29 protein-coding genes are annotated in these 26,757 nt (G+C 28.2%); 7 read left to right on the top strand and 22 right to left on the bottom strand.

Translation table 11 applies throughout. The features are described 5' to 3' along the window. Nucleotides 1-18: 18 nt before the first annotated feature. Genes virB9 through SR62_RS03075 form a run of 12 tightly spaced genes read right to left on the bottom strand, consistent with a single transcriptional unit; the run spans nucleotide 19 to nucleotide 9,131 of the window. Entirely contained in the window at nucleotides 19-906 is an 888-nt protein-coding gene (gene virB9 / locus SR62_RS03125) for a P-type conjugative transfer protein VirB9 (protein WP_002834097.1), read from the bottom strand. Beyond that, nucleotides 903-1,565, bottom strand: a complete 663-nt coding sequence (locus tag SR62_RS03120) for a virB8 family protein (RefSeq protein WP_002809287.1) — start codon at nucleotides 1,563-1,565, stop codon at nucleotides 903-905. The genes virB9 and SR62_RS03120 overlap by 4 nt, the downstream gene beginning before the upstream one ends. Then, a complete protein-coding gene (locus tag SR62_RS09155) occupies nucleotides 1,555-1,722 on the bottom strand; it encodes a hypothetical protein (RefSeq protein WP_002809290.1) in 168 nt (55 codons plus the stop codon). Before SR62_RS09155 ends, SR62_RS03120 begins: the two co-directional genes overlap by 11 nt. After that, the gene (locus tag SR62_RS03115; protein ID WP_002842899.1) at nucleotides 1,712-2,710 is read right to left on the bottom strand and encodes a type IV secretion system protein; all 999 of its coding nucleotides are present in this window, start codon (nucleotides 2,708-2,710) and stop codon (nucleotides 1,712-1,714) included. The genes SR62_RS09155 and SR62_RS03115 overlap by 11 nt, the downstream gene beginning before the upstream one ends. Continuing rightward, nucleotides 2,707-3,678: a type IV secretion system protein gene (locus tag SR62_RS03110; RefSeq protein ID WP_057031366.1), complete on the bottom strand. Its 972-nt coding sequence runs from the start codon at nucleotides 3,676-3,678 to the stop codon at nucleotides 2,707-2,709. Before SR62_RS03110 ends, SR62_RS03115 begins: the two co-directional genes overlap by 4 nt. A gap of 3 nt (nucleotides 3,679-3,681) precedes the next feature. Further along, nucleotides 3,682-3,957, bottom strand: a complete 276-nt coding sequence (locus tag SR62_RS03105; protein WP_002835072.1) for a hypothetical protein — start codon at nucleotides 3,955-3,957, stop codon at nucleotides 3,682-3,684. 15 nt (nucleotides 3,958-3,972) lie between these two features. Then, complete coding sequence (locus SR62_RS03100; RefSeq protein WP_002835070.1) at nucleotides 3,973-4,398, bottom strand: single-stranded DNA-binding protein; 426 nt, start codon at nucleotides 4,396-4,398, stop codon at nucleotides 3,973-3,975. A gap of 33 nt (nucleotides 4,399-4,431) precedes the next feature. After that, nucleotides 4,432-4,845: a hypothetical protein gene (locus tag SR62_RS03095; protein ID WP_229134961.1), complete on the bottom strand. Its 414-nt coding sequence runs from the start codon at nucleotides 4,843-4,845 to the stop codon at nucleotides 4,432-4,434. Beyond that, the gene (locus tag SR62_RS03090; RefSeq protein WP_025431542.1) at nucleotides 4,842-5,522 is read right to left on the bottom strand and encodes a hypothetical protein; all 681 of its coding nucleotides are present in this window, start codon (nucleotides 5,520-5,522) and stop codon (nucleotides 4,842-4,844) included. The genes SR62_RS03095 and SR62_RS03090 overlap by 4 nt, the downstream gene beginning before the upstream one ends. Beyond that, on the bottom strand, nucleotides 5,519-6,076 hold the full coding sequence (locus SR62_RS03085) for a Rha family transcriptional regulator (RefSeq protein WP_147502258.1): 558 nt from the start codon (nucleotides 6,074-6,076) through the stop codon (nucleotides 5,519-5,521). The genes SR62_RS03090 and SR62_RS03085 overlap by 4 nt, the downstream gene beginning before the upstream one ends. Nucleotides 6,077-6,086: 10 nt before the next feature. Further along, entirely contained in the window at nucleotides 6,087-8,855 is a 2,769-nt protein-coding gene (locus SR62_RS03080; RefSeq protein ID WP_147502257.1) for a VirB4 family type IV secretion/conjugal transfer ATPase, read from the bottom strand. Between the two features lie 12 nt (nucleotides 8,856-8,867). Further along, a complete protein-coding gene (locus SR62_RS03075) occupies nucleotides 8,868-9,131 on the bottom strand; it encodes a TrbC/VirB2 family protein (RefSeq protein WP_002835064.1) in 264 nt (87 codons plus the stop codon). Between the two features lie 170 nt (nucleotides 9,132-9,301). Here SR62_RS03075 and SR62_RS03070 point away from each other — a divergent pair, with 170 nt between their 5' ends. The 3 genes from SR62_RS03070 to SR62_RS03060 are packed head-to-tail and all read left to right on the top strand — an operon-like array spanning nucleotide 9,302 to nucleotide 10,604. Further along, entirely contained in the window at nucleotides 9,302-9,625 is a 324-nt protein-coding gene (locus tag SR62_RS03070) for a hypothetical protein (RefSeq protein ID WP_002809052.1), read from the top strand. Next, entirely contained in the window at nucleotides 9,616-9,993 is a 378-nt protein-coding gene (gene vapD, locus SR62_RS03065) for a virulence-associated protein VapD (protein ID WP_002809051.1), read from the top strand. The genes SR62_RS03070 and vapD overlap by 10 nt, the downstream gene beginning before the upstream one ends. Further along, complete coding sequence (locus SR62_RS03060) at nucleotides 9,990-10,604, top strand: recombinase family protein (protein WP_002790346.1); 615 nt, start codon at nucleotides 9,990-9,992, stop codon at nucleotides 10,602-10,604. The genes vapD and SR62_RS03060 overlap by 4 nt, the downstream gene beginning before the upstream one ends. A gap of 122 nt (nucleotides 10,605-10,726) precedes the next feature. Here SR62_RS03060 and SR62_RS03055 read toward each other — a convergent pair whose 3' ends face one another. Genes SR62_RS03055 through SR62_RS03045 form a run of 3 tightly spaced genes read right to left on the bottom strand, consistent with a single transcriptional unit; the run spans nucleotide 10,727 to nucleotide 12,938 of the window. Continuing rightward, on the bottom strand, nucleotides 10,727-12,520 hold the full coding sequence (locus SR62_RS03055; protein WP_011187235.1) for an AAA family ATPase: 1,794 nt from the start codon (nucleotides 12,518-12,520) through the stop codon (nucleotides 10,727-10,729). A 3-nt stretch (nucleotides 12,521-12,523) separates the two neighbouring features. Beyond that, entirely contained in the window at nucleotides 12,524-12,727 is a 204-nt protein-coding gene (locus SR62_RS03050; RefSeq protein ID WP_002835056.1) for a type II toxin-antitoxin system HicA family toxin, read from the bottom strand. Next, complete coding sequence (locus SR62_RS03045; protein WP_002818418.1) at nucleotides 12,720-12,938, bottom strand: type II toxin-antitoxin system HicB family antitoxin; 219 nt, start codon at nucleotides 12,936-12,938, stop codon at nucleotides 12,720-12,722. The genes SR62_RS03050 and SR62_RS03045 overlap by 8 nt, the downstream gene beginning before the upstream one ends. Before the next feature lie 491 nt (nucleotides 12,939-13,429). On the opposite strand from SR62_RS03045, the gene SR62_RS03035 reads away from it, so the two are divergent. After that, the gene (locus SR62_RS03035) at nucleotides 13,430-13,687 is read left to right on the top strand and encodes a hypothetical protein (RefSeq protein WP_002844160.1); all 258 of its coding nucleotides are present in this window, start codon (nucleotides 13,430-13,432) and stop codon (nucleotides 13,685-13,687) included. Nucleotides 13,688-13,908: 221 nt separating this feature from the next. Here the strand turns inward: SR62_RS03035 and SR62_RS03030 are convergent, their stop codons facing one another. The 5 genes from SR62_RS03030 to SR62_RS03010 form a co-directional block, all read right to left on the bottom strand. Next, nucleotides 13,909-14,172 carry an EexN family lipoprotein gene (locus SR62_RS03030; protein WP_011187234.1) on the bottom strand — a complete coding sequence of 88 codons (264 nt, stop codon included), beginning with the start codon at nucleotides 14,170-14,172 and terminating at the stop codon, nucleotides 13,909-13,911. A gap of 117 nt (nucleotides 14,173-14,289) precedes the next feature. Continuing rightward, nucleotides 14,290-15,516: a DUF5710 domain-containing protein gene (locus SR62_RS03025; RefSeq protein ID WP_052823657.1), complete on the bottom strand. Its 1,227-nt coding sequence runs from the start codon at nucleotides 15,514-15,516 to the stop codon at nucleotides 14,290-14,292. 82 nt (nucleotides 15,517-15,598) lie between these two features. Continuing rightward, entirely contained in the window at nucleotides 15,599-16,258 is a 660-nt protein-coding gene (locus tag SR62_RS03020; protein WP_052823658.1) for a hypothetical protein, read from the bottom strand. Nucleotides 16,259-16,261: 3 nt separating this feature from the next. After that, the gene (locus tag SR62_RS03015) at nucleotides 16,262-16,873 is read right to left on the bottom strand and encodes a hypothetical protein (protein WP_002826068.1); all 612 of its coding nucleotides are present in this window, start codon (nucleotides 16,871-16,873) and stop codon (nucleotides 16,262-16,264) included. Between the two features lie 28 nt (nucleotides 16,874-16,901). Next, entirely contained in the window at nucleotides 16,902-17,183 is a 282-nt protein-coding gene (locus tag SR62_RS03010; protein WP_002809140.1) for a hypothetical protein, read from the bottom strand. A 193-nt stretch (nucleotides 17,184-17,376) separates the two neighbouring features. Between SR62_RS03010 and SR62_RS03005 the strand changes: the two genes are divergently transcribed. From SR62_RS03005 to SR62_RS02995, 3 genes are read left to right on the top strand one after another with little or no spacing between them, the layout of a single operon-like run. After that, nucleotides 17,377-17,928: a hypothetical protein gene (locus SR62_RS03005; protein WP_002779777.1), complete on the top strand. Its 552-nt coding sequence runs from the start codon at nucleotides 17,377-17,379 to the stop codon at nucleotides 17,926-17,928. Beyond that, a complete protein-coding gene (mobP1, locus tag SR62_RS03000; RefSeq protein WP_002790553.1) occupies nucleotides 17,928-19,316 on the top strand; it encodes a MobP1 family relaxase in 1,389 nt (462 codons plus the stop codon). The genes SR62_RS03005 and mobP1 overlap by 1 nt, the downstream gene beginning before the upstream one ends. A gap of 22 nt (nucleotides 19,317-19,338) precedes the next feature. Next, nucleotides 19,339-20,043 (top strand): GNAT family N-acetyltransferase, encoded by a 705-nt coding sequence (locus SR62_RS02995; RefSeq protein ID WP_002790552.1) that lies wholly within the window; start codon nucleotides 19,339-19,341, stop codon nucleotides 20,041-20,043. Nucleotides 20,044-20,052: 9 nt separating this feature from the next. Here SR62_RS02995 and SR62_RS02990 read toward each other — a convergent pair whose 3' ends face one another. Both SR62_RS02990 and SR62_RS02985 read right to left on the bottom strand, forming a co-directional pair. After that, nucleotides 20,053-20,664 (bottom strand): NYN domain-containing protein, encoded by a 612-nt coding sequence (locus SR62_RS02990; protein ID WP_031263757.1) that lies wholly within the window; start codon nucleotides 20,662-20,664, stop codon nucleotides 20,053-20,055. 253 nt (nucleotides 20,665-20,917) lie between these two features. Continuing rightward, nucleotides 20,918-26,716 carry an SNF2-related protein gene (locus SR62_RS02985; RefSeq protein WP_079376549.1) on the bottom strand — a complete coding sequence of 1,933 codons (5,799 nt, stop codon included), beginning with the start codon at nucleotides 26,714-26,716 and terminating at the stop codon, nucleotides 20,918-20,920. Nucleotides 26,717-26,757: the final 41 nt, after the last annotated feature.

The raw sequence follows: 26,757 nt of genomic DNA, 5'->3' as shown, positions 1-26,757 counted from the left end.
CTTTTAGTTTCATTCGTTTTATTTTTTATTTATCTCTCTTTGAATATTTTCATTGGAGGTTTCTCTTGTTTTATCTAAAGGATTTTTTGCATAGCCACGATTAAAAATACCAACGACTTTATCGCCACTTCTTAACAAGATTTGTTTAGTAATTTTTTGAATTACTAAAACTTCATAATTGCCATCTTTTTTAATATGAGTATTTAAAATACTTTCTTTACCATTATCATACATGAAAACAGCAGGAAAAGTTTTAGTATTATCAAAACCAAGATATGTAAAAACACCATCATCATAAGCAAAATTTGGACTTATGTCTTCGCTACCTTTGTTAATTTTCATATAAAAATCCCAATTTCTAGGAATGGTATTTTTATTTAAATCTCTGCGTATATTTTCTTGTTCTTGTGCTTCTAAAAATTCTTTAGCGGCTTTTAAATCTTTTTTAGGGTAAGAAAAACTGAGTTTATAGGTAGCGTTATTATTTTGGTTTACAAGTTTTAAATCGAATACATAAGTATTTAGATTTGTAATAACAATTAGGTTAGTTTTCCAATCATGAGGATTTGGATCTAAAACGAATTCTTGTGATGCTTGACTCTCTCCTATATTATTGTTTTCTTGTTGAACAAGTTGTGTTTTATAAGCTTTAGGTTTTATAAATAAAAGATTGTCTTTTTCAATTAAATCCCAACCTTCTGCAAAACCTGTAGCAGTATTGATAATTCTTTCATCGGTACCAAATTCTAAAACGCTAACATAGCCATTTTTTGCATTAATTTGAAATACATCGTTTGCATTATAAATTGCATAAGCAATTCTTTTATCAAATGTAGAAGTTTTTGGAATATTTAAAGCCCAAATAAAACTACACAACAATAAATTTATCAAGATTATTTTTTTCATTGTGCCACCTCGTCATCAATTCTATAAGTTAATACTTTAAAACCTAAAGGATTTAAAAATCTGTTTTCTTCGCTAGCTTTTGCTAAGATATAGTCATAACTTAATGTTATTACTTTTGTTGCTTGAGTTGTTCCTTTGGAAGTTAAATTTTTTGTAGTAATAATTGCCCTGACTGTAGCAGTTTTCACTCCGTTACTTTCTCCTAAAACAATACTTAAAATTTGAACACTTACTTCATTGGAGTTTTTTAGAATTTGATCTCTTGCATTATCACCTTCATATAAAGCCCTATATTCATTTGCTACTTTTTCAGAACTCATTAATTGAGTAAGTAAATAATCTTGATTTAAAAGATCATAATAATAGCCTTCTCTAGCTTTTACATAAGTGCTAATAAAATATTTATCTAATGCTTCATTTGCTTTAATTTCTTTTTCATCAAGCATGGTTAAAATATCAACCATTCCTGTAGTATTGTCTACTCTTATTACATAAGGTTCTATTGTTTTTAAAGGAGTAAGTAAAACAACAGCTATAATGGAAATAATGGCTATAAAAATAGAAATAAAAGCAATAAGCCAAGCTCTTTTATTACTTTTTTCAATTAAGTATCTAAAACTTGCTTCATAATCTATTGCAGTATTAAACTCATTTTTCATCCATAGTTCCTTTATTTAAATCTTTGTTTTGAGTATTAACAGGAATCCATCCTGTTTGATTGTTAAAAAATTCATCATATTTACCCTGATTTTTAGTGCTACAAGCACTAAAAAATAAAACACCAAGTAATAAAATAAAAATTAATTTAGCCTGCATTTCTAGCCCTTTCATACATTTTTTTAGCAAAACTATAACCGCCTTTAGCACTAGCCAAAGTACCTTTGGCTGCTAATTTTCCACCAGCTTTTGCTGTATTTACAGTTTTTCCTGCGACTTTGCCTCCAGCCCAACCTGCTAATCTACCAACAGGGTTTAAAACAGAACCTATTACTCCGCCCATAGCTCCTTCCATTGAAACATTTGCAACTTTTTCGGCATAAAGTTTTGCAGAAATAATCATAATGACAAGAACTAAAGCGGCAATGACAAAGAAAATACTTGTGCCTAATACTTCGTCTCCTGCTTGAGTTACTTTTGCAAAATACTTAATCCAAGTTGATATTTGCTCCATAAAAACACCCAAAAATAAGCCTACAAGCAAAATGACTAAAGTATTTGAAAGTAAAAGTCCTATCCACTGTGTAAAAACATTTTTAGTGGCTTTAAAAACTAAAAGCCAAAATACTATAGGGGCGGTGATTACAAGCAGTGTTTGTGTGAAGGTAGTAACAACAAAGATTGTAAGTGCAGGAACTACAGCAATTGCAAATCCTACATAACAAAGTAGCATTGCTACAATAGCTAAAATAGCACCTCCAACACCACTTGATTTAGCCCAAATTATGTTTGTAAGTTGTGCTGTGTTTGCATACATTTCATCTAGTGTTTTATACATTTGCGTTCCGCCTCCTGCCCACTCGTATAATCCATCCATTGTTGAAATTGTTAAATCTAGCCAACCCCCTAAATTTAAGGCAAAAGTAATGGCAACAAGCTTTCCAACTATATCCCAAGTTAATTCTCTAATAGGGCTTTGACTTCTACCCATTAAGACTTCGTAGCCTTTATACATAATGACTAAAGTGATAATAATAGAAAGCAATACGCTAAGTTCTGCAACCTTATCATTTGTGCCTACTTGTCTTATAGCATCAACAATTTGTTGTATGCTTTTACCTAGAGTTTGAAAAAGATCTAAATTCATTTGTTGTTCTTAAAAAATTCCATAGCACTTTCTCGTGGCTTTTGTAACGACTTAGAATATTCTTGCATAGCCATATCTTCTTTAATTTTTCTTTGGTTTTCATAACTTGCATTGGCTAAATCAACTTGATTTTTAACCATTTGAATTTTTGCCACTTCCAACTGAATAGCATTGCCAACATCTGTGCTTTCTTTAATATCTTTGGAATTTACTAATTTATCTTGCAATTTTTGGAGTGTTTGACTAATCGTATCCATTTGTTTTGAAGCTTGATTATAGGTTTCTACTTGAGCAGCATAAGTGATTAAATTCATTTTACAAATGTTTTTTTCTGATTGACTTAAAAAATCAAAATTACATCGATCAAAGCTCGTATATTTTCCAAAAATTTCGCTACCTTTATTACTTAAAAATTTTTGTGGATCTCTTAATACATCATTGTAAAATGATTGAATATTTTGCCCAGCTTCAGCAAAATCTGAATATATTTGTTTAATATCTTTTAGAAAAGTTACTGAATCTCTAATGCCTGTTTTTGATAAAAGTTCATCTTTGTAAGCTTGAATTTGTTTTTGATAGTGTGCTACTGTTTCAGTCCATCTTGAAGCATCTTTAGCCCATTCTGCCACTTGTTTAGCGTTTTGTGTAGCCATTTGCTGATTTGCTGTTACATCAACTACAGGAATACCAGCACTAAATGCTAAGTTAGGCAAAACTAATAAGGAAGTAAGAATAAGAATAGATTTTTTAAATTTTTGGATATAATTTTGTGGGGTTAGCCATAGGGCTGCAACCCTGTGGCTAGATTTAACCTCAGAAAAGAGGTGGTTAAATTGAGTTACACAAATCTCATAGTTATAATTATACTCCTTTGTATAATTATAGTCAAGGCTTATTAGTCTTGCCCCATTTTCATGGGGATGAGATTTCCCTATGGCTTTATTAACACCAAAGATATTTTTTTTCATTTTTTACCTTTCAAATGATTTTTCTTGTTTTTTGCAAAGCTCTTTATCAATAGCTTCATCTAATGCTTGGTTTATATCTTCTTGTAAAAAAGAAGATATAGATTTATGATTGATATAAAATTCATATACTTCATCTAAAATTATTTCTATTTGATCTGAATTAAGATCTTCCATTGAAGAATTTTTTTCAAATAAAAACAAAGCTTTAATCAGCTTTTCATGATTTGAAGTTTCTAATTCTTGCGCTAATTCTTCTACACTTAAATTTTTTATAGACATTTTTATCCTTAAATCTTAAAATACTTGTGTTTCTTCAGATTCTATATTTGTGTTTTCATAATCAATATTTGGCTCTTTTGGTGGGACTTGTTGATTTTGTGTTCCATTGTCATCTTTATCTTTTTTGCCAAGCCAATAAAATTTAGATACAATCACGGTTAGCATTGTTCTAGTATTTCCATCTTCATCTTGATATTGATTGGATGATAATTCTCCACTACACGCAAACTGTGAACCTTTTTTAATGTGCGTTGATGCACTTTCTGCACTTTTGCCAAATAAAACAATAGGTATCCAAGTCGTGCTACTTTCTTCATTGCCTCTTTCATTTTTCCATCGCTTTGTAATTGCAAGAGAATTTTTTGCATAAACTCTTCCGCTATTTGTAGTGCCTACTTCAAAATCTTTTCCTAAGTATCCGATTAGATTTACATTATTCATTGTTTAACTCCTTTTTGTTGGTGTAATATTTTTTCATCTTTTAAACTCCTTATTTATAGATTTAACTACATTTGTTTTTTTGGTGCTAAATTCTTCTAATTTTGCTTTAAAATCATTTGTGGATTTGTTTTGTTGTGGTATAATTTTATTGGTAGCCGATGAAATGTTCTTTTGAACCAGTCGTCCGTCAAGACTTTGGGCTTGAGTGTAGGAGGTGTGGGCGTTCCTACCATCGACTACTACATCTTTTTTTGCCATTAATTCCAAGTTTTTTATTCTTTTTTCGTTAGCGTGAAAAATTTTACTGATATTTTCATCTTTTCGGATACCTACTTCACCCATTTTCTTTTCATTTAGCTTTTTCCCTGCAATGTAGTCTTTTTCACTTTTTGGAGTCGGATTATTGATAATAATTTCAGGATCATGGATAGTATAATGTTTTTTCATCTTTTAAACTCCTTATTTATAGATTTAATTGCATTTGTTTTTTTGGTGCTAAATTCTTCTAATTTTGCTTTAAAATCATTCACAGATTGGTTTTGTTGTGGTATAATATTTTCGTTAGTGGGTCTGCGAAAATTGGAGTCTTTAAATAACGGAGGCAGAGCTGACTTTGTCTGCCCATTCCCACTATTATTTATTCTCTCTCCTTTTTCTGTTTGACTATAACTTGTTAAAAGCCTATTGACTGCTTTATTGTTTTGTATATATTCTCTACTTCCATATCTAAGAATATTTTCATCATTTGCTTTAACTTTCCAAGTAAAATCTTTATGTTCTGCGTTAAATTCTACCCTAACGCCCTTAGCAACCTTAGGAAAAGAAAGCATTTCTTTAGTTGTTACCATACCTCTTAAATTTGGATTATCAAGATGCTTTCTTATTTCCTTTTCCATAAAGTCTTTATCTACTTTTATATCTCCTACATTGCTTTTAACTCTTGTATGCTCTTTAGTATCTTTTAATACTTTATACATTTGAGAGCTTTCTTTTTTGCTTTGTCTATCCCAAGCAATGTCTTTAAGATGAGTAATTCTTTTCTTGATTACATTAATAGTTGCTTCTAGTTGCTTAACATCGTTTTCTAAAGCTAATATTTCTTTTTGTAATTCTTTATCACTCATTGCAACTTCTTTGGATCTTTTGGTGTGCGATTATCTACAAGATAATTTAAAGAAAATACATTTTTAGCTTCTTTGGAATAAGGGTTATCTGTAATAGTCACACTAACCTTGTAATCGTTTTGTGGTAAATTTGGATAAATAAGTTCCATTAAATCTGTTAAGTATTTATTAGGGCTTTTAATCTCTTTTTGTAAAAGTTTTTCCATTTCATTAAAAGCATTGATGAAAGCGATTTTGAATTGTAAAGCTTTTTTGCCTGTAAAGCCCATTGCTAAAAGAAAGAATCCATCTTTTGTAAGTTGATAGTATGGGTATTTTCTTTCTCTACCTTTAAAGCCTTGTATTTTATGGACTTTGAATGAAAACTCAAAATTGAGGAGGTCGTTGGAAGTCCCTATTTCTCGCAAATCATTTAAAATGTTCTCAATATCCCTTAAAACATTATCATGTCTTTTCCCAAAAACCTTAGCCACATCTAAACTTGTGCAAAAGATTTGATTGTTTTGAGTGCCAAATTGCACTTCTTGTTTATTAATAATCACTTTATTACTCATTTTTCATCTCCTATGAGTTTTTATAAAATTCTCTTAGTTCTAACACTTTTTCATCAAGACTTTTATTTTCTTGTGAAAAAATTTTTTCTATAGTATCTATGTGTGCTGTTCCAGTTGATAGTATTTTTAGGTTTTCACTCCCCAAAGAACTAAGATCAAGAGTGCAAATTACTTTTTCATCTTGTCTTTTGATTAAAAATTGTCTTTTCGCAGGATTAAAACCTTTAATGATCATATATTCATCATAGCTTAAGCCTATTCCATTTACATATTCTTCTTCTTTGGCTTTTGGATTTGGTAAAAATACCATTGTTGCTGATTGTTCTATAAGAGTTGCAGCATTTTTAAGCTTTAAAAAGTCTTCTACACTTTGTGTAGCAAGTCTTAAAAATCCATTCTGCTTTCTAATGGTTTTAAACTTGTTTTTAACTTCTTCTTGCACGATTTCATTTTCTAGCCACTTCCAAGCTTCATCAATATCAATACAAAGTCTTCTGCCATCTGCTAAGCTCATTACACGCCAAAGAATGTAATAACTTAGTATCCCTGATACATCTTTATCATCAAGAAATTCTGTTCCATCGATTCCAAATAAATTGATATCGTCAGGAAAATCTAAATTGTCGTATTCGTTATCAAATACCCAGCCAAATTGTTTGCCTTTTTTAAAAAGTGCTAATCTTGATTTAAGAGAATTATCATCATCTACATTTTCAGTTAAGTTTTCTAAAAGTAAAGAGATAGGATATTTTCTTTCTTCTTTTTCAAAACCTTTCATAAGAGAATTAACAGCATTATTGAGCATTTCTTCTTCTCTAGTTGTAAGAATTTCATTATTTCTAGTTACTAAAAGTTTCATTAGCGATTGAAGTTGTCTTATGTTTTCCTGTGTGCTTTCAACCATGAAAGGATTAAATCCTGTTGGCTTACCGTTTTCAATGCTAATATATCTACCGCCACCACAAAGTATGTTGCCTAACGCACCTTTATCCTTATCTAAATAAATGGCTGTAAATTTTCTGTTTTCTTCAGGAATATCATCAGGAAATGTATCTTTGCTAGCGTATTTCATCATTTGATCTACAATGAAGTTCATAAACACTGTTTTACCGCCACCACTTTGTCCTAAAATTAAGGTATTAGCTAAAAAGAGTTCTCCGAAATCATTTTTATTTGCACCAGAACTTTGGTGAAAATTAAAATAATAAGGTTGTTTGTTTGGTGTTTTTAAAATGCTAACAGCGTCACCCCAGCAGTTTTTATCTCTTTTGCCTATAGAAAAATTATGTAGAGCAATTAAAGATGAATAATTAATGGATGAGATAAGATTAATGCGTGGGCGTATTGCAAAATTTGATGGTAGTTGCGAAAAAAATGTCGCAGGTAGGGCGATTGTTGCTAAAGTTACTCCAAATCCTAATTCGTTCATCTTTGTAACAACTTCATTTGTGTTGTCTTTACATTCTTTTATAGTATTTCCATACACAAGAATTGAAAAATGATATTTGCCAAAAGAGATTTCTCCATTTGTAAGTTGATCTAGTGCTTCGTCGATTTGTGCTACTTGTGAAAAACCATCATCTTCGGTTGCAATGAGTTGTTTTTTCTGTTTAGATATTGCTGATTTTGCATCCACTCTAGGAATAGGAGAAAAGCTTTGAGTTATAGTGTATTCCACATCTAAATACATTAGGATATCTAAAATTCCTGCAAAAGTTTCATTTGTATAGTCTTTAATTTCAATGCATCTAGCAAATCTTTTTGTGCTATCATTTTGGTTAAATTGAATAGTATCGTGTCCAAATTGTATGTTTTGTAAATTACCATTAAGGTACTGATCTATAGGACTTGGTAATACTCTTATAGGATTAAATTTACCACCAAGTAAATAATTATAAAATTCTAGTTGTTTAGAGTAGGTTTTATCATCTTTGGAATATGTTTTTAATCTTTTTGGGTTAAAATCTTTAATATTTGCTTCTAGTCTATCAGCAAATTCACTAAATTTAGCTAGAAATACGCTAATTGTTTTTCTTTTATTTTCAAAAGAGCTTTTCATAAAAGTTGTTTTTTCTATTTTCACTTTTAAAGGATTGAAAATAAGAGTTAAATATAAAGAATTTTTTCTAAGAGTTCCTTGCTTAAAACTCTCATAATATTTTCTGTCAATTTCTTCTAAAAAAGCATTATTAAATTTCGAAGTTAATTTGTCTTCGATAGAATATCTACAATTATGAAAATAAAAGCTTACAGGTTCATTTGCAAATGATTTAAATAGCATATTCAAAAGATCATTTTTAATATCTAGCTCATCATCATCTTCTGCTTCAAAACTAATTCCTCCAATCTCCCAAGTTGTCATTAAAAGATAATCTTTTGTAATGACTACAGAATCGTTTATTAGTGATGAAAAAGGAATTAATTTTTCAAAATTAGGTTCTGCATTAAGTCCGAAAACAGATATTTTTGGAAAATTAGAATTTGGCGGCATTTGTCTATAAGAGTTTGTGCTGTAAGTTTTAACCTTATGATAATTTTTGGAAGCAGGATTGGAGAAAAATCTCATTTTTAAAAACATTAATCGAAAAATAAAATCATCTCTTTTTGTCATTGCTTTCATAATAAAAAACACAGGAATAGAAAAGCCAACTAAAAAAATGTTTTGACTATAAAATGCAATTAAAATGATACATCCCATCGCTATAACAAAAGGTGTCATCGGAACGCCAAAAATCATAGGGGGACGCGTTAAACCTTTAAAAAGTGGATTTTTCTCCATAGCTAGTCCTATTTATGTAATGATATAACCAGCTATTGCCGAAGCTGATCCAAAAATAACACCGCCAATGAAAATAGGTGCAACTTCTCTAAGGGTTTGCCCCTGAAACATAATTTTAGATCCACCCCACATAAATGCAATTGTGAGTAGCACAGCTCCAAGTGCATACAAAGCAGTGCTTAAATTTTCCATAAAGGTATTAACTTTATCAATACCACCAGCACCAAATGCAAAAATAGGACTGATTAAAATTAATGATAATAGCCTTTTTTTCATCCATATCCTTTCGTTAAAAAATTGAGCGTTTTATTTATGTCTTAAATTTGTATTTAATAAATAAATTAAATTTAGTTTTATAATTAAATTAATATTATTCAAAAGCTTTTATTTAAGTATTAGCTATTTTTTACTAGAATTTGTTAGGTTTTTGATGAAAGGATAAAAAAATGGCATACCCACTTTTAGGTACAAGAATAGTATTAGATGAAGAAAAGATTTTAAAAGAAGGCAAATATAATTTAGAAGATATGTATAAAATGATAGATGAATATGCTAAAGAATCAGGAATGATAAAAATTAATAAAGAAACTTATCATTGTAAAGGGGATAAGTATGATTTAGGTTGTATGACTTTATTTATATATAAATATTTGATTGATTCTGAATGGTTTACAAAAAATGCAAAAGAATGGATTTGGATTAGTGAAAAAGAAGGAAATAGCGATTTAATTTCTGCAAGTAAAGCTGAAGGAGAAGGAATTTGGGAATAAATCGCAAAGCAATTAATTTTGATTTATCTACAAAAAGTCTTGAAAAATATTTCAAAGATACAAGAGAACCTTATTCTTTGATTAAAAAATTTATGCTTGAAAATGGTTTCGAGCATAGACAATATTCAGGTTATACTTCAAAAGAGCCAATAAATGAAAGACGAGTTATAAGAATAGTTAATAAGCTCACTAAAAAATTTACTTGGCTTGGCGAATGTGTTAAAGAGTTTGATATTACTGAAATAGGAGAGCAGTATAGCTTAAAAGAGACTATACAAGACTTATGTGCTAAAGATTTTCATCAAAAACTTAAAGAATTTACTGAAAAAACACCAAAAAATCAAAAGTTAAAAGATTTAGAACGATGAATATAGCATACATAAGAGTATCAACAAATAAACAAGAATTAGACTCTCAAAAGTTAGAAATTATGGAATATTGTCATAAAAACAATATTCATTTGGATGAAATTTTGGAAGTAAAAATAAGTTCTACAAAATCTCAAGAGAAAAGAAAAATCAAGGATTTAAAACAAAAACTAAAAGCAGGCGATTTATTAATAGCAACAGAACTTTCAAGACTTGGTAGAAGTATGTTAGAAATAATTAATTTAGTGCTTGAATTTAATTCTAATAATATTAAATTCTTATTTTTAAGACAAATGGAACTTAGTAATTTTAATAATCCTGCTTCTAAATTAATCTTATCGGTTTATGCTTACTTAGCAGAAAATGAAAGAGATTTGATAAGTCAAAGAACTAAAGCAGGACTAGAAAATGCTAGAGCTAGTGGAAAAAAACTGGGACGCCCTAAAGGCTCATTAAATAGTATTTATGATAAGGATATAGATAAAATACAAACCTTGCTTGATAAAGATTTATCTATTAAAAGCATTTGGAAGTTATTATACAAAGATAATGGAAAAAGCTATGATGGTCTATTGTGGTTTATCAAAAAACGAAAATTAAAAGGAAGCTAAATTTTCATTTAAGAAAAATATAAAAAATTTTGTAATAAAATAAAACGCTCAATTTGTCTATCTTATTTGTCTTTGTCTTTCTAATTCCCATTCATTCATACAACACTCCTTGATTGTAAATGTTAATCAAATAAAGATTTTTGCAAAAGAAATTTATTGCTTTTGGTGTTTAATTGATTCATTGGATCACTACGCTTAATATATCTTTTTACTCTATTATTGCTTTCATAGATGAAAAATAAATCATTTTCATTTTTATACTTATTATGAAAAAATTCATCATCATAATTAGCAAATTCTACGCCTTTGCCATAAACATTAATTCCAAATTCTATAAGTTTATCTTTTAATTTAACAATCTCTTTCTTTTGTTTCGAAATAATAGAACTTTCTTTATAAAATCTATAAGCTTTAATTTCACAAAACTCACTATAACTAAGAATTTTCTTATCAGGAAAACTTGTTAAAAATCTAATCAAATCTTGTGCCACCAAAGAATTTAAATTAATAAGAATTTTGGATAAATCATCATCATAAGAAAGGGTGGATTCTGTTTCGAGTTTTTTAATATATTCTCTACGAACTGTTAGCACGAATACAGATACAATTGTTCCATTTTCTTTTGTGATACGCTCTACAGAGTCAAACATTAAAATGCCTTTATCTCTTTGAGTGATTGTTTTTTTATCTTTATCTTCTACATTTTGAGTGAAAGCCAAATCATACGCAAAACGAGAGATTTCTGTAAATTTTTGTTTTAACCAAGAGTAATTATTAGAATTTTTATTAAGATATTGTTTCAAGAATTTATAAGGCTCTAATCTTACTTCCATATCCCAAAAATTTTCTTGATATTTTTTAATAACACTTGTATCCACATTTTTTTTGATATATAAAAATAAAGCATCTAAAATATTCCTATGCGTTTGCGTAAGCAAAGAATTCTTTAAACTTATGACATATGATGAGTCATTCGCACCTGTCATTTTAAAATCTATTTTATTATCATTTTCTTTAAATACTTTATAAAAATTAGTGTCTGTAAGCTTTCGTGAGCTTAAATAAAAAACACCTCTATTTTCATTCATTGTTACATAGCCTTTTGCTAATTCATTAACACTTACAGCAGAAATATCTTTTTTATTGATAATCTCTAAAGTATTAGAATCAATGCTGTTAGCTCTAAGATTTACAATTGAAGGCTCATCAATACTAGAATTTTGCAATACTTTAATCGTTTTTTGAAATTCTCCAGCATTGATATTATTATTATCCTTTAGCACCTCAAGCAAGCGATAGGTGGTAGAATTTTTATCTTCTCCCTTTTCGAACGAAAGTTTATAAACAAGTCTAGGAGCATTGATAATAACAGAGCTACCCATAAGACTTTCGCCTTTTTTGTCTAAGTGATGAAGTAATAAGATAGCTTGATTATTTGATTTTGCTATATCTGTTAGAATATTAAAGAAATTTTGCACATCGTTTTGATTGTTTTGATCTTTAAAGCCTAATGTTGAGAAAAATGCACTAAAGGTATCAAGAACAATTAAATCGCAATCTGCTAACTCATTAAGTTCTTCTTTTAAGCAATTTATAGGTTCTTTATTGATTTTTGGAAGTTCATTCGAAAATTCAAGTTCCGCAGTATTAAAAGAATAAAAACTTTCAATATTTTTTATGCGTCCTAAAATTGCTTTATTTTTATCTTCTACACTCCAAAAAAAAGGTTTTAAGCCATCATTAATAGCATTAGCACATACCTTTAAAGCTAAAAAAGACTTGCCTACTTCACTATTGCCACTTAATACAGCTACAGAGCCCCTTTCCAGTTTAATTGTATCTTCGCAGATTATAGAAACATCTTCATCACTAAAAAGTCCGAGTGTAATAGTATCAATAGTATTTCTTTTTGGCATTTTTTAATCCTTTGCTACTTCTATGATCTCAAATAGTTGTTTTATGATTTTAGGGTGCAATATTTCTCCAATATGATGAGGAATAACCATTCTATAAAGTCCTTTTTTATAGATTCTATGACTACCTTTTTGCCTATCAATCAAAAAATTATTTTGCAATAAAAGCTTTTCCGCTTCTTTTGCAGTCATTCTAGGCAATTCAGGCATTTGCTAAAACCATTGGAATAATTGAAGTTGTTTTGTTTTCAATAATTCTTTTTTCTTCATTTGCAAGGCTTTCTAAATAAAGCTCCCCAGCTTCTTTTATATTAGCTAAAGTTTCTTCATAGGTATTTCCTTGCGAAACGCAACCTTCAAGCTCTAGAATGCGTGCAAAATATCCATCCTGATCTTTTTCAATAATAATATTTAATAGCATCTAATTCCTTGTATTAAAAAATGATAAGATTGACTTAAATGTAACCAAATATTTTAATCTTCGAAATAAATTATACCAAAGTATCACATCTATGTCAATAGGTAGCAATTTTAGAATTTTTTCAAATAAAATTGACTTAAATGTAATATACACTTACATTAAAGTCAACAAAAATTATTAAATACTCCTCTTATTTTCAAATAAAATTGACTTAAATGTAATAATTTTTGACTTAAATGTAATAATTTTTGACATTTTTACGAAAAGAATATATGGAAAATAAGAACTTTAAAAAAACAATTGACTTAAATGTAATAATTCCTAAATTCTTAAATTCATTAAATTCTATAATATTAAATAAGGTAAATCAAAAATTAAAATTTTTGAACTTTTATTTTAAAAAACTCCAAACAGAAAGTGTTGCTAATAGAAATAGAAATTATGATATAATGTTTTAATAGAAAATAAGCATAAGAAGCAGAGGTAAAAGAATGTGTAAAATTATTAAATATTTAGATTATACTAAACTTAACACTTTAGAGAAGCTGTATTTTGATTTAACAATTATGTTAATTGTAACTTTTTTAAGTTTTTTATTTCTTGTTTTTGAATTTTTCATTTATGAAAATATTGCTGTTTTCTTTCAAGATTGTTTTTTAATGTCTGTGATTTTTATTATTGGAATCACAGGTTTATTTCATACTTGTAAAGGTTTAAGAAAATACAAAGAGATTTTAAAAAAGGTTTAATGATAAAAACTTTTATCAAGATTTGTGTAATATAATCTTTTTGTATTACACTTTAACATATAACATTAATTACTAAAAATAACTATTATATATCAGTAATTTTTAATATATAATAGTTATTTACTTTTAAAGTTCTGCAACCTTATCATTTGTGCCTACTTGTCTTATAGCATCAACAATTTGTTGTATGCTTTTACCTAGAGTTTGAAAAAGATCTAAATTCATTTGTTGTTCTTAAAAAATTCCATAGCACTTTCTCGTGGCTTTTGAAATGACTTAGAATAGTTTGCCTTATAAGCATTTGCACATTCTGTGTCAGTTTTCGCAGAATTAGCATTTTTATCGCATTCTTTGATTTTAGCTTCTAATTCTGTAGCATTTTTTGGATCTTCGTAATATTGCACTGTTTTTGGCTCTGAAGAGCAAGCAGAAAAGACACCAGTAATAACTGCACCCAATAAAGCTAGTTTGATTGTATTTTTCATTTTTAATCCTTTTTTTGTATATTTATAGTAATTATAATATACTATTATTAATTAAAAATATATAAAAAATATTTTTTATATATTTTTATATACTATGGTTACAAAGAGTAACTATTATTATCTAGTTATCTCTTTTTCAGGTTGTGTTTTTTCCATAGATTTAAAAGCTTTAAGCTTATTATGAAAATCAATAAAATTTAATTGTTTTTTGACTTCATCAAGTCCTTTGTTTAAGAAGATATCATTAAAATCACTCACGCCTTGTCCTGCTTCTTGATCGCTGATTTTTGGAATGATAACTTTAATATCTGAAAATCTTTGTTGAATTTCTTTTGCAGTTTCCACTCCGACATTAGAAAGACCTTTCAATTCTCTTTTTTTATCATTATCTGCTATTAAAGTTATAGGAGTATTTTCAAATTTGTTTTTTAGGGTTTCAACAATTTTCGATAAATTTCCAGCATCAACACCCATTATCACAGGCTTATTAAGTGCCTTGTATATAGTTGCAGCAGTAGCAAAGCCTTCGCAAATATAAAATTCTTTTAAATTATGCAGTGTTTTAGCTCCTATTATATGAAAGCAACCTTGTTTTTTTGCAAGATATTCTACGCCTTGATCTTTTTCTTCTTGAGTTTTAATGACTCCTATGATCTTATCTCCATTTGGAAATATTCTTTGCACAGACCATAATTTTCCATTCTCGTCTTTTAAAGGAATAAGCAAAGAACCCATTTTATCCTGTTTAAGATAAAAGTTTTCATCAAAGCCTTTTTTCTTTAAATAAGCGTGATTAGAATTAGCCCATTTTGCATTATTATACTCATCTTCAAGTTTTAAAGCGGTTTTTTCTTGCAAAGTTAAAATCTCTTTTTCTCTAAGCTCTTGATCTTTTTTTATTTGCTCATGTAATTTTTGAGAATTTTTTATATTATTGCTTTGATTTTTTTCTATGGGCATTTTCCAATTTTCTTTAATGCCTGTTTTAAAATTTTGCATAAACCCTGCAGGATAATCGTCTAAAAAACCGCTATAGGCACCGCTTAATTCTCTACCTTTATCATTAGTAGTTTTTACTCTATGAATTTTACCATCCATGATAGGTAAGCCTTCAATAATTAAACCTTGATTTTCTAAAGCAGATTTAAAAGCTGTTAAGACTTCATTTTCATCAAATGAAAATTCTTTATTTTGGTGCGGATAAAGCCATTGTGAGAAAATATTTTTATCTAAGCTTTTTGGAGCAAACCATTTTTTTTCTTTATCATCCCACATTGCCCCTAATGATTTTACTTTTTCTTTGTCTTTAAATGGAACATAAAGATAAATTCTTTTTTGTGGCATCGTATATCCTTTTAGTTTCCTTTAATGTTTTTTTGGTTATAATTCCAAATGAAATTCGAGGGACTCCTTGTGTCCCACCTTTCTAATCTTGGCAATATTTCAAAATTCTTTCATCAAATGTTTTAATTAAATCATCTAAAAATAGTTCTATCTTTTGTGGATTGATGCCTATATAGACATTTTCAATCTTTGTTGTTAATCTTGGATAATGTTTGCCATTTTTTTCTGTTGTTTTTAGAATATTTTCCCAATGATAACTTCTATTTCTTAGATTTTGTAATAAGCTAAGAACTATATCCACTTTATATATATTTCCAAAGTTTCTTTTTTTACCATTTTTTAAAAAGAAATTTCTATTATATTGATTGTAATTTCTAAAATTGATATTTTTTAAATTCATTATAGAATCTTGCATTCTATTTTCTTTAATAAGATAAATAATAGTTCCTAAGCTCATACGAGAAAGATATTGATGATGAGATAAATTTCTATTTTTTTCTCTATATTCAATTTCATCTTTGGCTTTTTTAATATTTTCATCGTTAGAATTTTTTATCCAATTACTATCTTGTTCTGATAATTTATTATCAAGTTTATTTCTAAGAATAATTTCTAATGTAGCAATTTTTGGAGTGATTTTTCCTACAAGTTTAAGATTATCATAGTGCTTGACAATATTATTATCGTAAGAAGATAATCTTATTTGAGAAAATAGTTCATTAAAATTTATTGTATTATTCATTTTTTACCTTGATCGAGAATATGTTTTTTCGTTGCTAATTTCTCTATCTGGTAAAATTTTATTTAGTTTTTTTTTGAAAAATTCATTCATTTTTTCTTTAAAAAATGAACTTTTATTAATTTGCTTTTTTTCAAATTTTTCTCTAGTTTCAGAATAAGAATTTGCAAATTCTAATATCATTACACCAACATCTTTATTGGCTACTTCTGATAAATTTTTTATTGCTTTAAAAGTTCCATCTAACATTTCATCATATATTTTTGGTTTATAAATTCCAAGTCGATTATTAAGATCTTTTTTTATTTCAGGGTTTATATTTTCTTTAATTAATTTGGAACTACCAATATTAATTAAATGTTCAATACCTTTTTGAAAATTTTTATCTCCAAGTCTTATATTTAATGGTATTTTTTCTTTATCAGTAATGATATCAAATTTAATATATTGATTTGAAAAATCTTTTTTTAGTAAGCTTTCTGCAACATCAAAAGTTTTTATTGTATTAAAAAATTTATTTACATCTTCACCTTCATAAGTTCCTTCTTGTATAGCTTCTTTATATTGCTCATTAAGTTCACTTACATCTGTTACTTTTATTTTGTAATCTTTTTCCATTTTTATTCTCCTATGATAAATTTTTGTTTTATTGTTTTTTTGCAGTATCTATTTTATCGTTTCTATGATTAAAATCATATAAGTTATTTATTTTATCTAAGATATTTTTAGTGTTTTTACAATCAAACTTTTCTACCAATAAATTAAATTCATTTTTAAAATCTTCATTTATTTCAAAATCTTTAAATAGTGCTGATGAAAATTTTTTATATATACGCTCTTTATTTTCTTTTTCTTTTTGGCGTAATTTTTTTAATTTTTCATCATACTCACGCTTTAATTCTTCTATCAATTTGCTTTCTTTAAACATAACATCTCCTTTATAATATTTATGTAAATGTATTATTACAAAGTAGTCTTAATATTTTATAAAGCTTAATAATGTAGAATAGCGATTAATCGAAATAATTTAATAATTACAGGATAGCCTTTTATTTCTTAAAAAGTTACCTTTTTAAAAAATAAAAGGCAAAAACTCTGCGAGGCTCATTAAGGAAGTGCAAATGAATAAAAACAATAATTGCGTCATAAAAGTTAGCAAAGATGATAAAATAATTTTAGAATATATAAAATCAGAAACAAATGCATCATATAGTAAAATAATATCTATTTTATTAAAAAAGTTTAATTCTTGTGATACAGATGAGAAGAATAAAATCAATGATGAGATATCTAAAAATAAATTTTATACAAGTGATGAAAATAAAATAATCAAACTAAAACTTACAGAAAATGAAGTAAATATTTTAAAAGAAATCTCTAAAAATACAGGATTTTCAAGTATTACAAAACAAGCAAAATTTTTGCTATTAAACTCCATAAAAAATGAAAAACTTTTTACTAATATAGAAATAGATGAGTTTATAAAAACAAGAACAGAAATCAATGCAATAGGTAAAAATATATATCAATTATTGAAGATTCTTAGAAGTGGAAATTCTGTCAAAATAAATGAAAATAATTTAAATAAAACTATGGATAATATTAGAGATAAAATTGATATATTATCCGATCAGCTTGGGGCTATAATAGAAAAAAATAATGAAAGAATTTAATGTCGCGTAGTATAAGAATATTTGATGATGAAATAATTGCTAAAAAAGTTTTTACTAAAATAGAAAATGCTTCAAAGCTACCACTAAATTACATCAATAAAAATAGAGATAAATACACCAAAGATATAAAAACAGGTAAGCTTATTAGTAAAAATATGTTTAGAAAAAATACAGAAGTCGTTGTAAAAATTACTTCAGGTTCTAAAAATTCTCAAGCACTTTCAAAACATCTTGATTATATTTCTCGTGATGGAAATGTAGAATTGATTACAAACGATTTTGATAGATATGCGGGAGAAGATGAGATTTTAGAAGTTAAAAGAATTTTTAAAAATGAAGGATCTCCTATTCCATTATATAAGGAAGGTGCTAAAGAAAAAAGACATACCATTAATATGGTTTTTTCCATGAAAGAACATTCTACAACACCAAAAGAAAAATTACAACAAGCTGTAATTACTACTTTAAAAAGAATGTATCCAAATAATTTTTTTGTAGTTGCTTTTCATAATGATACTGATAATCCGCATTGCCATGTTTGCTTGAAAGTTGCGGATAAAAATGGCAAAAGAATTAATCCAAAAAAAGCAGATTTAGCAAATTTAAGAGCAGAATTTGCAAAAGCATTAAATGAGTTAGGAGTTGAAGCAAAGGCTACAAATAAAAAGCAAAGAGAAGTAGAAATAAATCAAGAATTTTCAGTTAAATTAAATGCAAATAATGAGATTAATCAAGCACCAAAAATAAAAATGCACTATTATCAAGTTATGGATTTCGGAGAAGCAAACTATCAATTTAGCACAGATAAAAATGCCAAAAAAAGTTATTATGTGAGTTATAAAACCAAAAAAGGAATAACTACAATTTGGGGACAAGATTTAGAAAGGGTTGTAAGAGAAAATAAAGTTTTAAGGGGTGAATATGCAAGATTTAAAATAGTAGGGCAAGAAGAATATGAGATAAAAAGAAAGGCAAAAATTAATAACAAGTGGCAAGAAGTTGTTAAAACACTTAAAAAACCTATTTGGGAAGTATCAGTAATAGGTAGAGAGAAAGATTTAAAACAGATCAACAAAGCCAAAACAACAAAAAAATATAAAATTATACAAGATAAAGGAGTGAATAATGAGAGAGATTATACAAAACAATATAGACAGAGAATCTTACAAGAGCTCGGTAATAAATCAACTATCCGAAGAGAAACTGCCCAAGAAAGAAACTCTATGCGAATATTGTCCAAACAGCCTGTGGTTCATAACACAAAACGAACTCAAATGCTTTTGCACATCAATGCACTCAATCAGTTACAGCAAGGAGAGCGAGGACGATCCGATAATATCTTGCGATGGACAAGTGCTAGGAATAATGAGATTAAAAGAGATGGATAAAATTATATAGGAGTAAGAAATAATGAGACAGGCATTTTATACAAGTAAATTTTATATCTCTAAAAAAAGCGAAAAAGAAGTTTGTTTTAAATTGAATTTTGAAATAGAGATAAGTGGAGGAGGTGAAAAAATTTATAAAGTTGAAATAAGAGCGTTTGTGGATTATCAATATTTAAAAAATGGAAATAATATTACTCCAAATATTCACAAAAATCAAAATGATTGGTGGTTAAGTTACGAGTGTGATAGGTGGAGTTTTCATTCTTCTATAGCAATTCGCGATGAATATCAATCTTTAGGCATAGGAACATTTTTAATTAATAAAATGCTAGAAATTGCTTTAAAGTATGTGCCAACAGCAAGACTTAGCGGAACATTAAGTGCTGTGGATGAAGAAATCTTGGAAAATCACATAAGAAGAGATAAGTTATATAAAAATTTGGGTTTTATATTTAATGAAGATAATACAGGATTTAGTATAGAGCAAATTGGTGATTTAAAGATAAGGAAAGATTTTGATTATATTCAAGAAGTTCATATTCTTAATATGTGTTATCAGCTAAGCAATTTACAGCACGAAAAAGAAGGCTGTATTCGACAATTAGAATCCCATAAAGACGATATGCGCAAATTAAATAAAGAGAATGCTGCTCTTCGCACAAGAAATAAATTTATACTTTGCTTTTGTATAGCATTAATTTTCTTAATTGTTTGTTTAATAAAATAAAAGCAAAAATTAATTGCCATTTTTATTTTTATTAATAAAAACAGACGAAAGGATGTCAATATGCTCCAACAAACCTTTTTTAATTTGAGTTTCTGGAATTCTCATTGGATCTAATTGAACAATAATTCCTTCTTTTCTGGCGTGCTTAACAGCAGGGATAAAATCACTATCTGCTGTGATTAAAATTATTTTTTCGGCGTGATGTTTATTTGCTAAAGTTGCAATATCAAGCCCTATTTTCATATCGACACCCTTTTGTTTAATGTCTAAAACGAAATCTTCGCTTGTAAGCTCACAAATGTCTATTTCTTTGCGTAGAATTTTTCTAAATTTATCATAATCTCTAAATTTCCATTGAAACGAATTTTCATCGATTTCACCTAATCTTACAGCAAAATAAGGTTGCTTTCTTAGGTGATTTAAAAGTTCGCTTCTAAATTTGTATGTTGTAGTTTTGCTTAAGTTCTTAGATTTATCAGTTTTTTCTATGGGAGGCATAGGAACATTTTTATCTAATGGTTCGCAATCGTAAATATAAACTCTATGCAAATAATCTTCATTTCTTCTAAGGGTTTCCCATACATAGTCTTTTAATCTCTTAGCCAATTCTTTAGCCTCCATTGTTTTAATACTCTTGTGAGTATTATATCTTTCAAGAAAAAAAGAGAGATCTACAAGAACTGCAGTCTTTTTAGGCTGAATAATTGAAAATTCCATATTTGGATTGCTTGAATTCATTGTTGCGTAGTCCTAATTTATTAAATTGGAAGCACAAAGAGTCGTCAATTTAAAAATATGATGCTAAAAAGACCCCTCTATGTGCTAATGATGGCGGAATTATATCATAAAAATATTAATGAGAGCTTTAGCTGGTTTAGATAAGCAATTCTCTGTCTTTCAAAATCTTATTGTGCTTATTTAAATCTTCTAAAATCTTTGCAGATTTTGGCACAAAATCACTTTTGTAATTTTTTTGCTTACTCATTTTTTCTATTTCATCCATGATAATGCGATTATCTTCTCTTAATGCCTCTAAATAGTCCTTTCTTTTGTATTTTGGAGTGTTATCCCCTGTAATGCTTTTTAGCTCCACAATTTCTTTTTCAAGATTTTCTATCTTATTTTTATTGAGTTGAGTAAATTTTTCTAAGTCATTATAAAAATTGTTTAATCTCTTTACAAAACCACCAAAATTTACATAACTTTCCAATTTAAAAAAAGTTTTTTCATCTCTTTTATAAATCAAATTTTCAGGCTCGATTATTGTTTTACCATCAGTAGTACTCACATAAAAATTAAGAGTGTTTAAATCTGTTCTTTCTCCGCTTATAAGCAGTCCTTTAAACTCTAAAACCTTATATTCTTTTTGATAGTCATCAGCTATTGTTTTAACAATCTTTTCAAAATTTCTTTCAAGTTCTGCTTGTCTGCTTTTGTTTAAATCGCTTGTATCATTTTTAAAGACAATGAAATCTTTTTCATCATCATTAATGTAATACTTTCCTTGAAAATGCTCGCTATTGTTTTCTTTAATGATTGAATTTAAAATTTCCATTTTAGCTATATCTTTTTTTAGTAGTTCAATCTTTGAAAGATTAGTTATAAGACTTTCTTCATTATTGTGTATTTGTCTTTTATAACCACTATAAAGCATTTCTTCTTGTCTTAGATCACTATTTAATTGCACCTGTAGTAAAATGAGTGGATTGCCTGTTGCTTCTGCTTTCATTTCTGCAGCATCAGCTGCACCACTTGTAACATCTTCTAAGGTTCTTACATCAGCACCAGCTTTTCTAAATTGTTCTATGGATCTTGCTTTGCTTTCAATGACTTGCCACATTCTAGCATCATAGGTTCTTTCAGTTGCATATCTAAACTCTTTTACTCTAAAGTTTTGTGGATCTCTCATAAAGAGTTCATTGCCTTGTCTTATAACCCTACCGCTTCTTTGTTCTAAATCGCTCGGACGCCAAGGGCAATCTAAATGGTGTAAGGCTACAATTCTTTTTTGCACATTTGTTCCAGCACCCATTTTTTGCGTTGATCCAATTAAAATTCTAGCTTTTCCTGAGTTCATATCTGCAAAAAGCTGTCCTTTTTGTAAGTCTGTTTTTGCATCGTGAATGAAACGAATTTCATTTTGTGGAATACCTTTTGCGACAAGTTTTTTTAAGATATCAGTATATACATCAAATTTTGCTTGTTCTGCTAAGAGTTCATCAAGGCTTTTGCTATTCTCTTCTTCTGTTTGTTCTATTGTTTCATTAATATTGACAAATTCTTCTTTATTTAAATTTGGTGTAGCAATATTGCCATTTAGAGCAACTTTTTGTGAGTGTTGTTTTGGAGTGGATAAATCACAAAATATTAATTGTGTGCCTTTATCATCATTCCAAGCATTATACTCATTAAAAACATTTTCAATAAGCTTATTAATTTTAGAATTTGCATAATCATCACAATGTGGATTAATAAGTCTAAAATCAAGTCCAGCTTTTCTAGCATCTGTGGTACAAGCAAGTAAGTTATTTCTAGTAATATCATCTTGTTGATGCTCCATTCTCCACACAATAGAGCCTTCATTCCATCTTCCATTTTCATCTTGAATGCCTATAAATTCTGCTATTTCTTTACTTCTAGGAGCAACGATATTAATAGGTTTGTCATTGTAAAGCTTTGGCACGAAATCTTTTTGATATTTCATAATATCATTATTTGTTACAATATCAGCCACACTTTTATACATGGTAGAAAGTTCAGGAACATTTTTGAATTTGTTAAATCTTGCAACGATTTTATAATTTATTCCAGAACTATCAAGCTCCCAAGCGTTTGTAACTTCTCCAAAAGTAGAAGCCCAAGAATCAAAAGCTTGTATCCCTTTTTCTTTTAAGATATTTGGTTGTATGTATCTTTGCAAAGTATAAAGCTCTGTAATTGAATTGCTTATAGGCGTTCCTGTTAAAAAATAGAGTTTTTTATTTTGCTCGTGAATATATTGTGTTTTAGAATAAAGATCATAGGCTTTTTGTGAGCCTTTTAAATTGCCAAGACCACTTATATCACCCATTGAAGTTGTAATGAGTAAATTTTTAAACTCATGTGCTTCATCAATAATTAATGCATCAATTCCTAATTCTGAAAAATCTATCGCTTTAGATTTTTTATGTGTAGTTTGCAAATCACTCAATTTCACCTTAAAATTTTCAATGCGTTTTTCTAAGTCTTTTACAGAATATCGCATAACATTATCATCGTTTCGTTTTTTTTCTAATGTTTGTTCTAAGATATTAATATCTTCTTCATATTGTTTTTTGATAACTTCATAAGGTGCGGGGATTAATTTAAATTGCGAGTGTGTCATAATGATGGCATCAAAATTATTTGTTGTAATTTTGGAAAAAAACTTTTCTCTATTATCTTTTTTTAAATCATCATTTGTAGCAACTAAAATGTTTGCATTTGTATAGGCGTGATAAAACTCATCATTCCATTGTCTTGCTAAATGATTAGGGACTACAATTAAGGGTTTATTTAAAAGCCCCATTCTTTTTTGCTCCATCACAGAGCAAATTGCCACTAAAGTTTTTCCAGCACCTACTTGATGATCAAAAATAATACTATTTTCTTGAATAGCCCTATATATAGCATTTTTTTGGTGTTTTTTGAGTTTGATATTGGCATTGAAATTTGGAAGTTCTAAATGCTCTCCATTGTATCGTGGTTCTATATTTGTATTAAACCTTTCATTATAGATATTTTCCAAATCTGTGCGTCTATCATAGTCTTTATAAATCCATTCTATAAATTCATTTTTTAAATTTTCTAATTTAGAATTAGCGATTGCAGTTTCTTTAGGATTTAATTCTCTGATTTCTTTTCCTGATGGATCTAGTTTTTTATCATAAATGCGAATAGGCTTTCTTAATAATCCATGCTCCAACAAATCAAAGCAACCTATTCTTTCTGTGGCATATTCTGAACGAATATAAGAACTTAAAGAATAGCCAAAACCTTTAAGACTCCATTCGCCTGTTCTTTCCATTAAAAATAAATCATAATCTTTAGGAGTAATTTGTAAGGTTTCTTCTATAAATTGTTTGTAATATTTTATAGGTATCCATGTTGTTCCTAAGCTTATTGAAATATCAACTGCTTTTAAATCTTTAGGCAAGACTTGTTCTAAGCTTTCTAAATTATTAGCAAATTCATTAAATCCATCTTCTACTAATTTTTTTACTTCTTTATGCTTTGCTTTAACATTGCCAGAAAGATATTTTTCAGCCAAAACATAATTTGCAGGATTTTTGTGATCTTTAAAGATTAATCTATCTTGCTCTAAAGATTTAAGGGTTTCTTCTAAAGGCTGATTTAAATTCGTTTCTAAAAATTTTAAATCAATTCTCCCATATTCATTGATACTAGCAATTAATGCTTCTTTTGGAGTCGAGATTTTAATTTCTTTTTGTGCATTTATAGTTCTTTTGAAAAAAATATCTGCTTTTGTCGCACTTGGTGCAATAGGATCTATACCTTCTTTTAAAGCTACACTTTTTGAAATACCACTGCTATAATTTTTTTCTAGTGCTAAAATTTTGTTTGCTTCTAAATCTTCTCTAAAGGCTTTTTTATTTGCATCTCTATTTAAGTATCCTTCTTTGGCTACAAATTCATCATAAAGCTTGTTTAGATATTTTCTTTGATTTTCTACTAAAAGATCGCTAGATTCATTTTTTTCATATTCAATAAGAGTGTTAAATTGATCTCTAAGAGCAATGAGTTTTTTAATTCTTCTTGTATCGTGTTCATTTAAAACAGGTTTTGAAAAGACTAACTCATCATCGCTTCTGATTTTCATGTAAATTTCATTATTGTATTCAAAATAATTTCCATCTTTTAACTTACTTAGAGTTTTGCTATATTTTTCGTATTCAGGCGATTCTCTATCAATCCTGTAATAAGATAGCTTGATTTTTGTTTCTTGATATTTATAAATGTTTTTAGGTAAGGTTTTTGTAAAATTTTCTAAAGCGATTTTTAAATCTCTTCCATCATCTAAGCATTCTAAACTATAACCATATTGAGAGCTTTTAATATTCATTTTTCCTAAGATATTTTGTGGATTATTTTTAAAATACTCATTTATTCTAAAGTCATTAAAAACATCAGGGTGCATACCTCTTTTTTCAGCTTCATCAAAACGATCGTCATAGTATTCTACGCTTTCCAGCCAAGATTTATCTATATTTAAATCTTTACCTTTTTTAAAAAAGATAATATCGGTAGTAACTTCTGTATTAGCTCGTTTTTTAAAAGCATTATTTGGCAATCTTACAGCACCTAAAAATGTTGCTTGTTCGGCTATATAATTTCTTATTGTGCTATTTTTAGAATCTAAAAAATAACTTGATACTACAAAAGCAGCAATTCCATCTTCTTTTAAATTTTTAATTGCGTTACCGATAAAATAATTATGCACACTTGTTTTATTAAGTGTAGTATCATTTAAATCTAAAATCTTTTTTTGACCAAAAGGTGGATTACCTATAAAAGCATCGTATGGCTTATCAAATAAATGGTGCTGAAATGCTTTATTATAAATTGTTTGATTTGGGTGTAAATGCTTTAATATATTTGCACTTATAGTATCAAGCTCTACGCAAGTAAAATGATATTTATCGCTATAATTTTTTGCATAAGACAAAAAAGAGCCTATACCTGCACTTGGCTCAAATATTTCTTTGGTGTGATCATCATTATTAAATCCTAGCTGATTAAGCCCTTGATAAATTGTATCGATAATAATTTTTGGAGTGTAAAAAGCATCTAAAGTTGAAGTTTTTGCCTTTTCATATTCTGCATAATCAAGTGTGCTAATAAGTTCTTTAAATTCTTTTTCCCATTCTTTATTCTGATGATCAAAAGCTTGAGGAATACCGCCCCATCCTGAAAATTTATTTAGAATTTCTTGTTCTTGTTTGGTAGCGTAGCGATTTTCTTGTTCAATAGTTTTTGAAAGTTTAATGGCTTGAAGGTTTTTTTGAAATCTATCTTTTAAAGAACCTAGATAGATTTCATCATCGCTTACAAAATCTAATTTTTGCCCAGATTTGAGGCTTCTTCTTTCATATCCATCATTTCTTGCTGCAGTTTCCAATACTGATTGTTGATTGTAGCTTCTTGCAGCATCTGTTCCTTGTCTTTCATCATCATTTCTTGAAATAAAGGAGAATAAATTTGGGGTTCTATCGCTATGTATTGATTGAGATTTATTTGCTCTTCTGCTAGTATCTCCATATCTGTTAGCCCCTGTTCTCTCTTCTTGTCTGCTTCTTTGCTCTCCAAGATTGCTAATTCCATTTGTGTTTGTGGCAATGCTAGTGTCATTAGATCTGACATTCCTAGATTCTTGATTGTGTTCGGATAAAACTCTGCCCATCTCTCTAGTATTATCAAGCTGTATTGTGGAATTTTCTTGTCTATCCACGCTTGGTGTATTTGATGAAATGCTAGTTCGTTCAATATTGTCTGTAACTTCTCTATGTTCGGATAATTCTCTATTTTGTTGCTCATTTTCTTCTCCTTGTGAAAATTCTAATTCGATTAGATCAAATAAACTTCGACCGCCATAATCTTTTTCATCTTCAATTTGTCTTTTTGTTTTTTTACTCATTTGTATCCTTGTAATTTTTGTTTTTTGCAAGGATATTTTAA

Source organism: Campylobacter sp. 2014D-0258 (genome assembly GCF_008000495.1).
GTDB classification, from domain to species: Bacteria; Campylobacterota; Campylobacteria; order Campylobacterales; family Campylobacteraceae; genus Campylobacter_D; species Campylobacter_D jejuni.
This window is presented reverse-complemented; position numbering and strand designations above follow the sequence as displayed.

Excerpts from the sequence above, each read along its gene's own strand:
- SR62_RS03030 (WP_011187234.1), bottom strand. The coding sequence starts at position 14,172 with ATGAAAAATACAATCAAACTAGCTTTATTGGGTGCAGTTATTACTGGT.
- SR62_RS03020 (WP_052823658.1), bottom strand. The coding sequence starts at position 16,258 with ATGAATAATACAATAAATTTTAATGAACTATTTTCTCAAATAAGATTA.
- SR62_RS03035 (WP_002844160.1), top strand. The coding sequence starts at position 13,430 with ATGTGTAAAATTATTAAATATTTAGATTATACTAAACTTAACACTTTA.
- SR62_RS03090 (WP_025431542.1), bottom strand. The coding sequence starts at position 5,522 with ATGAGTGATAAAGAATTACAAAAAGAAATATTAGCTTTAGAAAACGAT.
- SR62_RS03075 (WP_002835064.1), bottom strand. The coding sequence starts at position 9,131 with ATGAAAAAAAGGCTATTATCATTAATTTTAATCAGTCCTATTTTTGCA.
- SR62_RS03085 (WP_147502258.1), bottom strand. The coding sequence starts at position 6,076 with ATGAGTAATAAAGTGATTATTAATAAACAAGAAGTGCAATTTGGCACT.
- SR62_RS03005 (WP_002779777.1), top strand. The coding sequence starts at position 17,377 with ATGAATAAAAACAATAATTGCGTCATAAAAGTTAGCAAAGATGATAAA.
- SR62_RS03120 (WP_002809287.1), bottom strand. The coding sequence starts at position 1,565 with ATGAAAAATGAGTTTAATACTGCAATAGATTATGAAGCAAGTTTTAGA.
- SR62_RS03110 (WP_057031366.1), bottom strand. The coding sequence starts at position 3,678 with ATGAAAAAAAATATCTTTGGTGTTAATAAAGCCATAGGGAAATCTCAT.
- SR62_RS02995 (WP_002790552.1), top strand. The coding sequence starts at position 19,339 with ATGAGACAGGCATTTTATACAAGTAAATTTTATATCTCTAAAAAAAGC.
- SR62_RS03010 (WP_002809140.1), bottom strand. The coding sequence starts at position 17,183 with ATGTTTAAAGAAAGCAAATTGATAGAAGAATTAAAGCGTGAGTATGAT.
- SR62_RS03105 (WP_002835072.1), bottom strand. The coding sequence starts at position 3,957 with ATGTCTATAAAAAATTTAAGTGTAGAAGAATTAGCGCAAGAATTAGAA.
- SR62_RS03115 (WP_002842899.1), bottom strand. The coding sequence starts at position 2,710 with ATGAATTTAGATCTTTTTCAAACTCTAGGTAAAAGCATACAACAAATT.
- SR62_RS03070 (WP_002809052.1), top strand. The coding sequence starts at position 9,302 with ATGGCATACCCACTTTTAGGTACAAGAATAGTATTAGATGAAGAAAAG.
- SR62_RS09155 (WP_002809290.1), bottom strand. The coding sequence starts at position 1,722 with ATGCAGGCTAAATTAATTTTTATTTTATTACTTGGTGTTTTATTTTTT.
- SR62_RS02985 (WP_079376549.1), bottom strand. The coding sequence starts at position 26,716 with ATGAGTAAAAAAACAAAAAGACAAATTGAAGATGAAAAAGATTATGGC.
- SR62_RS03045 (WP_002818418.1), bottom strand. The coding sequence starts at position 12,938 with ATGCTATTAAATATTATTATTGAAAAAGATCAGGATGGATATTTTGCA.
- SR62_RS03095 (WP_229134961.1), bottom strand. The coding sequence starts at position 4,845 with ATGAAAAAACATTATACTATCCATGATCCTGAAATTATTATCAATAAT.
- SR62_RS02990 (WP_031263757.1), bottom strand. The coding sequence starts at position 20,664 with ATGGAGGCTAAAGAATTGGCTAAGAGATTAAAAGACTATGTATGGGAA.
- SR62_RS03025 (WP_052823657.1), bottom strand. The coding sequence starts at position 15,516 with ATGCCACAAAAAAGAATTTATCTTTATGTTCCATTTAAAGACAAAGAA.
- SR62_RS03060 (WP_002790346.1), top strand. The coding sequence starts at position 9,990 with ATGAATATAGCATACATAAGAGTATCAACAAATAAACAAGAATTAGAC.
- mobP1 (WP_002790553.1), top strand. The coding sequence starts at position 17,928 with ATGTCGCGTAGTATAAGAATATTTGATGATGAAATAATTGCTAAAAAA.
- SR62_RS03100 (WP_002835070.1), bottom strand. The coding sequence starts at position 4,398 with ATGAATAATGTAAATCTAATCGGATACTTAGGAAAAGATTTTGAAGTA.
- SR62_RS03080 (WP_147502257.1), bottom strand. The coding sequence starts at position 8,855 with ATGGAGAAAAATCCACTTTTTAAAGGTTTAACGCGTCCCCCTATGATT.
- SR62_RS03050 (WP_002835056.1), bottom strand. The coding sequence starts at position 12,727 with ATGCCTGAATTGCCTAGAATGACTGCAAAAGAAGCGGAAAAGCTTTTA.
- SR62_RS03055 (WP_011187235.1), bottom strand. The coding sequence starts at position 12,520 with ATGCCAAAAAGAAATACTATTGATACTATTACACTCGGACTTTTTAGT.
- virB9 (WP_002834097.1), bottom strand. The coding sequence starts at position 906 with ATGAAAAAAATAATCTTGATAAATTTATTGTTGTGTAGTTTTATTTGG.
- SR62_RS03015 (WP_002826068.1), bottom strand. The coding sequence starts at position 16,873 with ATGGAAAAAGATTACAAAATAAAAGTAACAGATGTAAGTGAACTTAAT.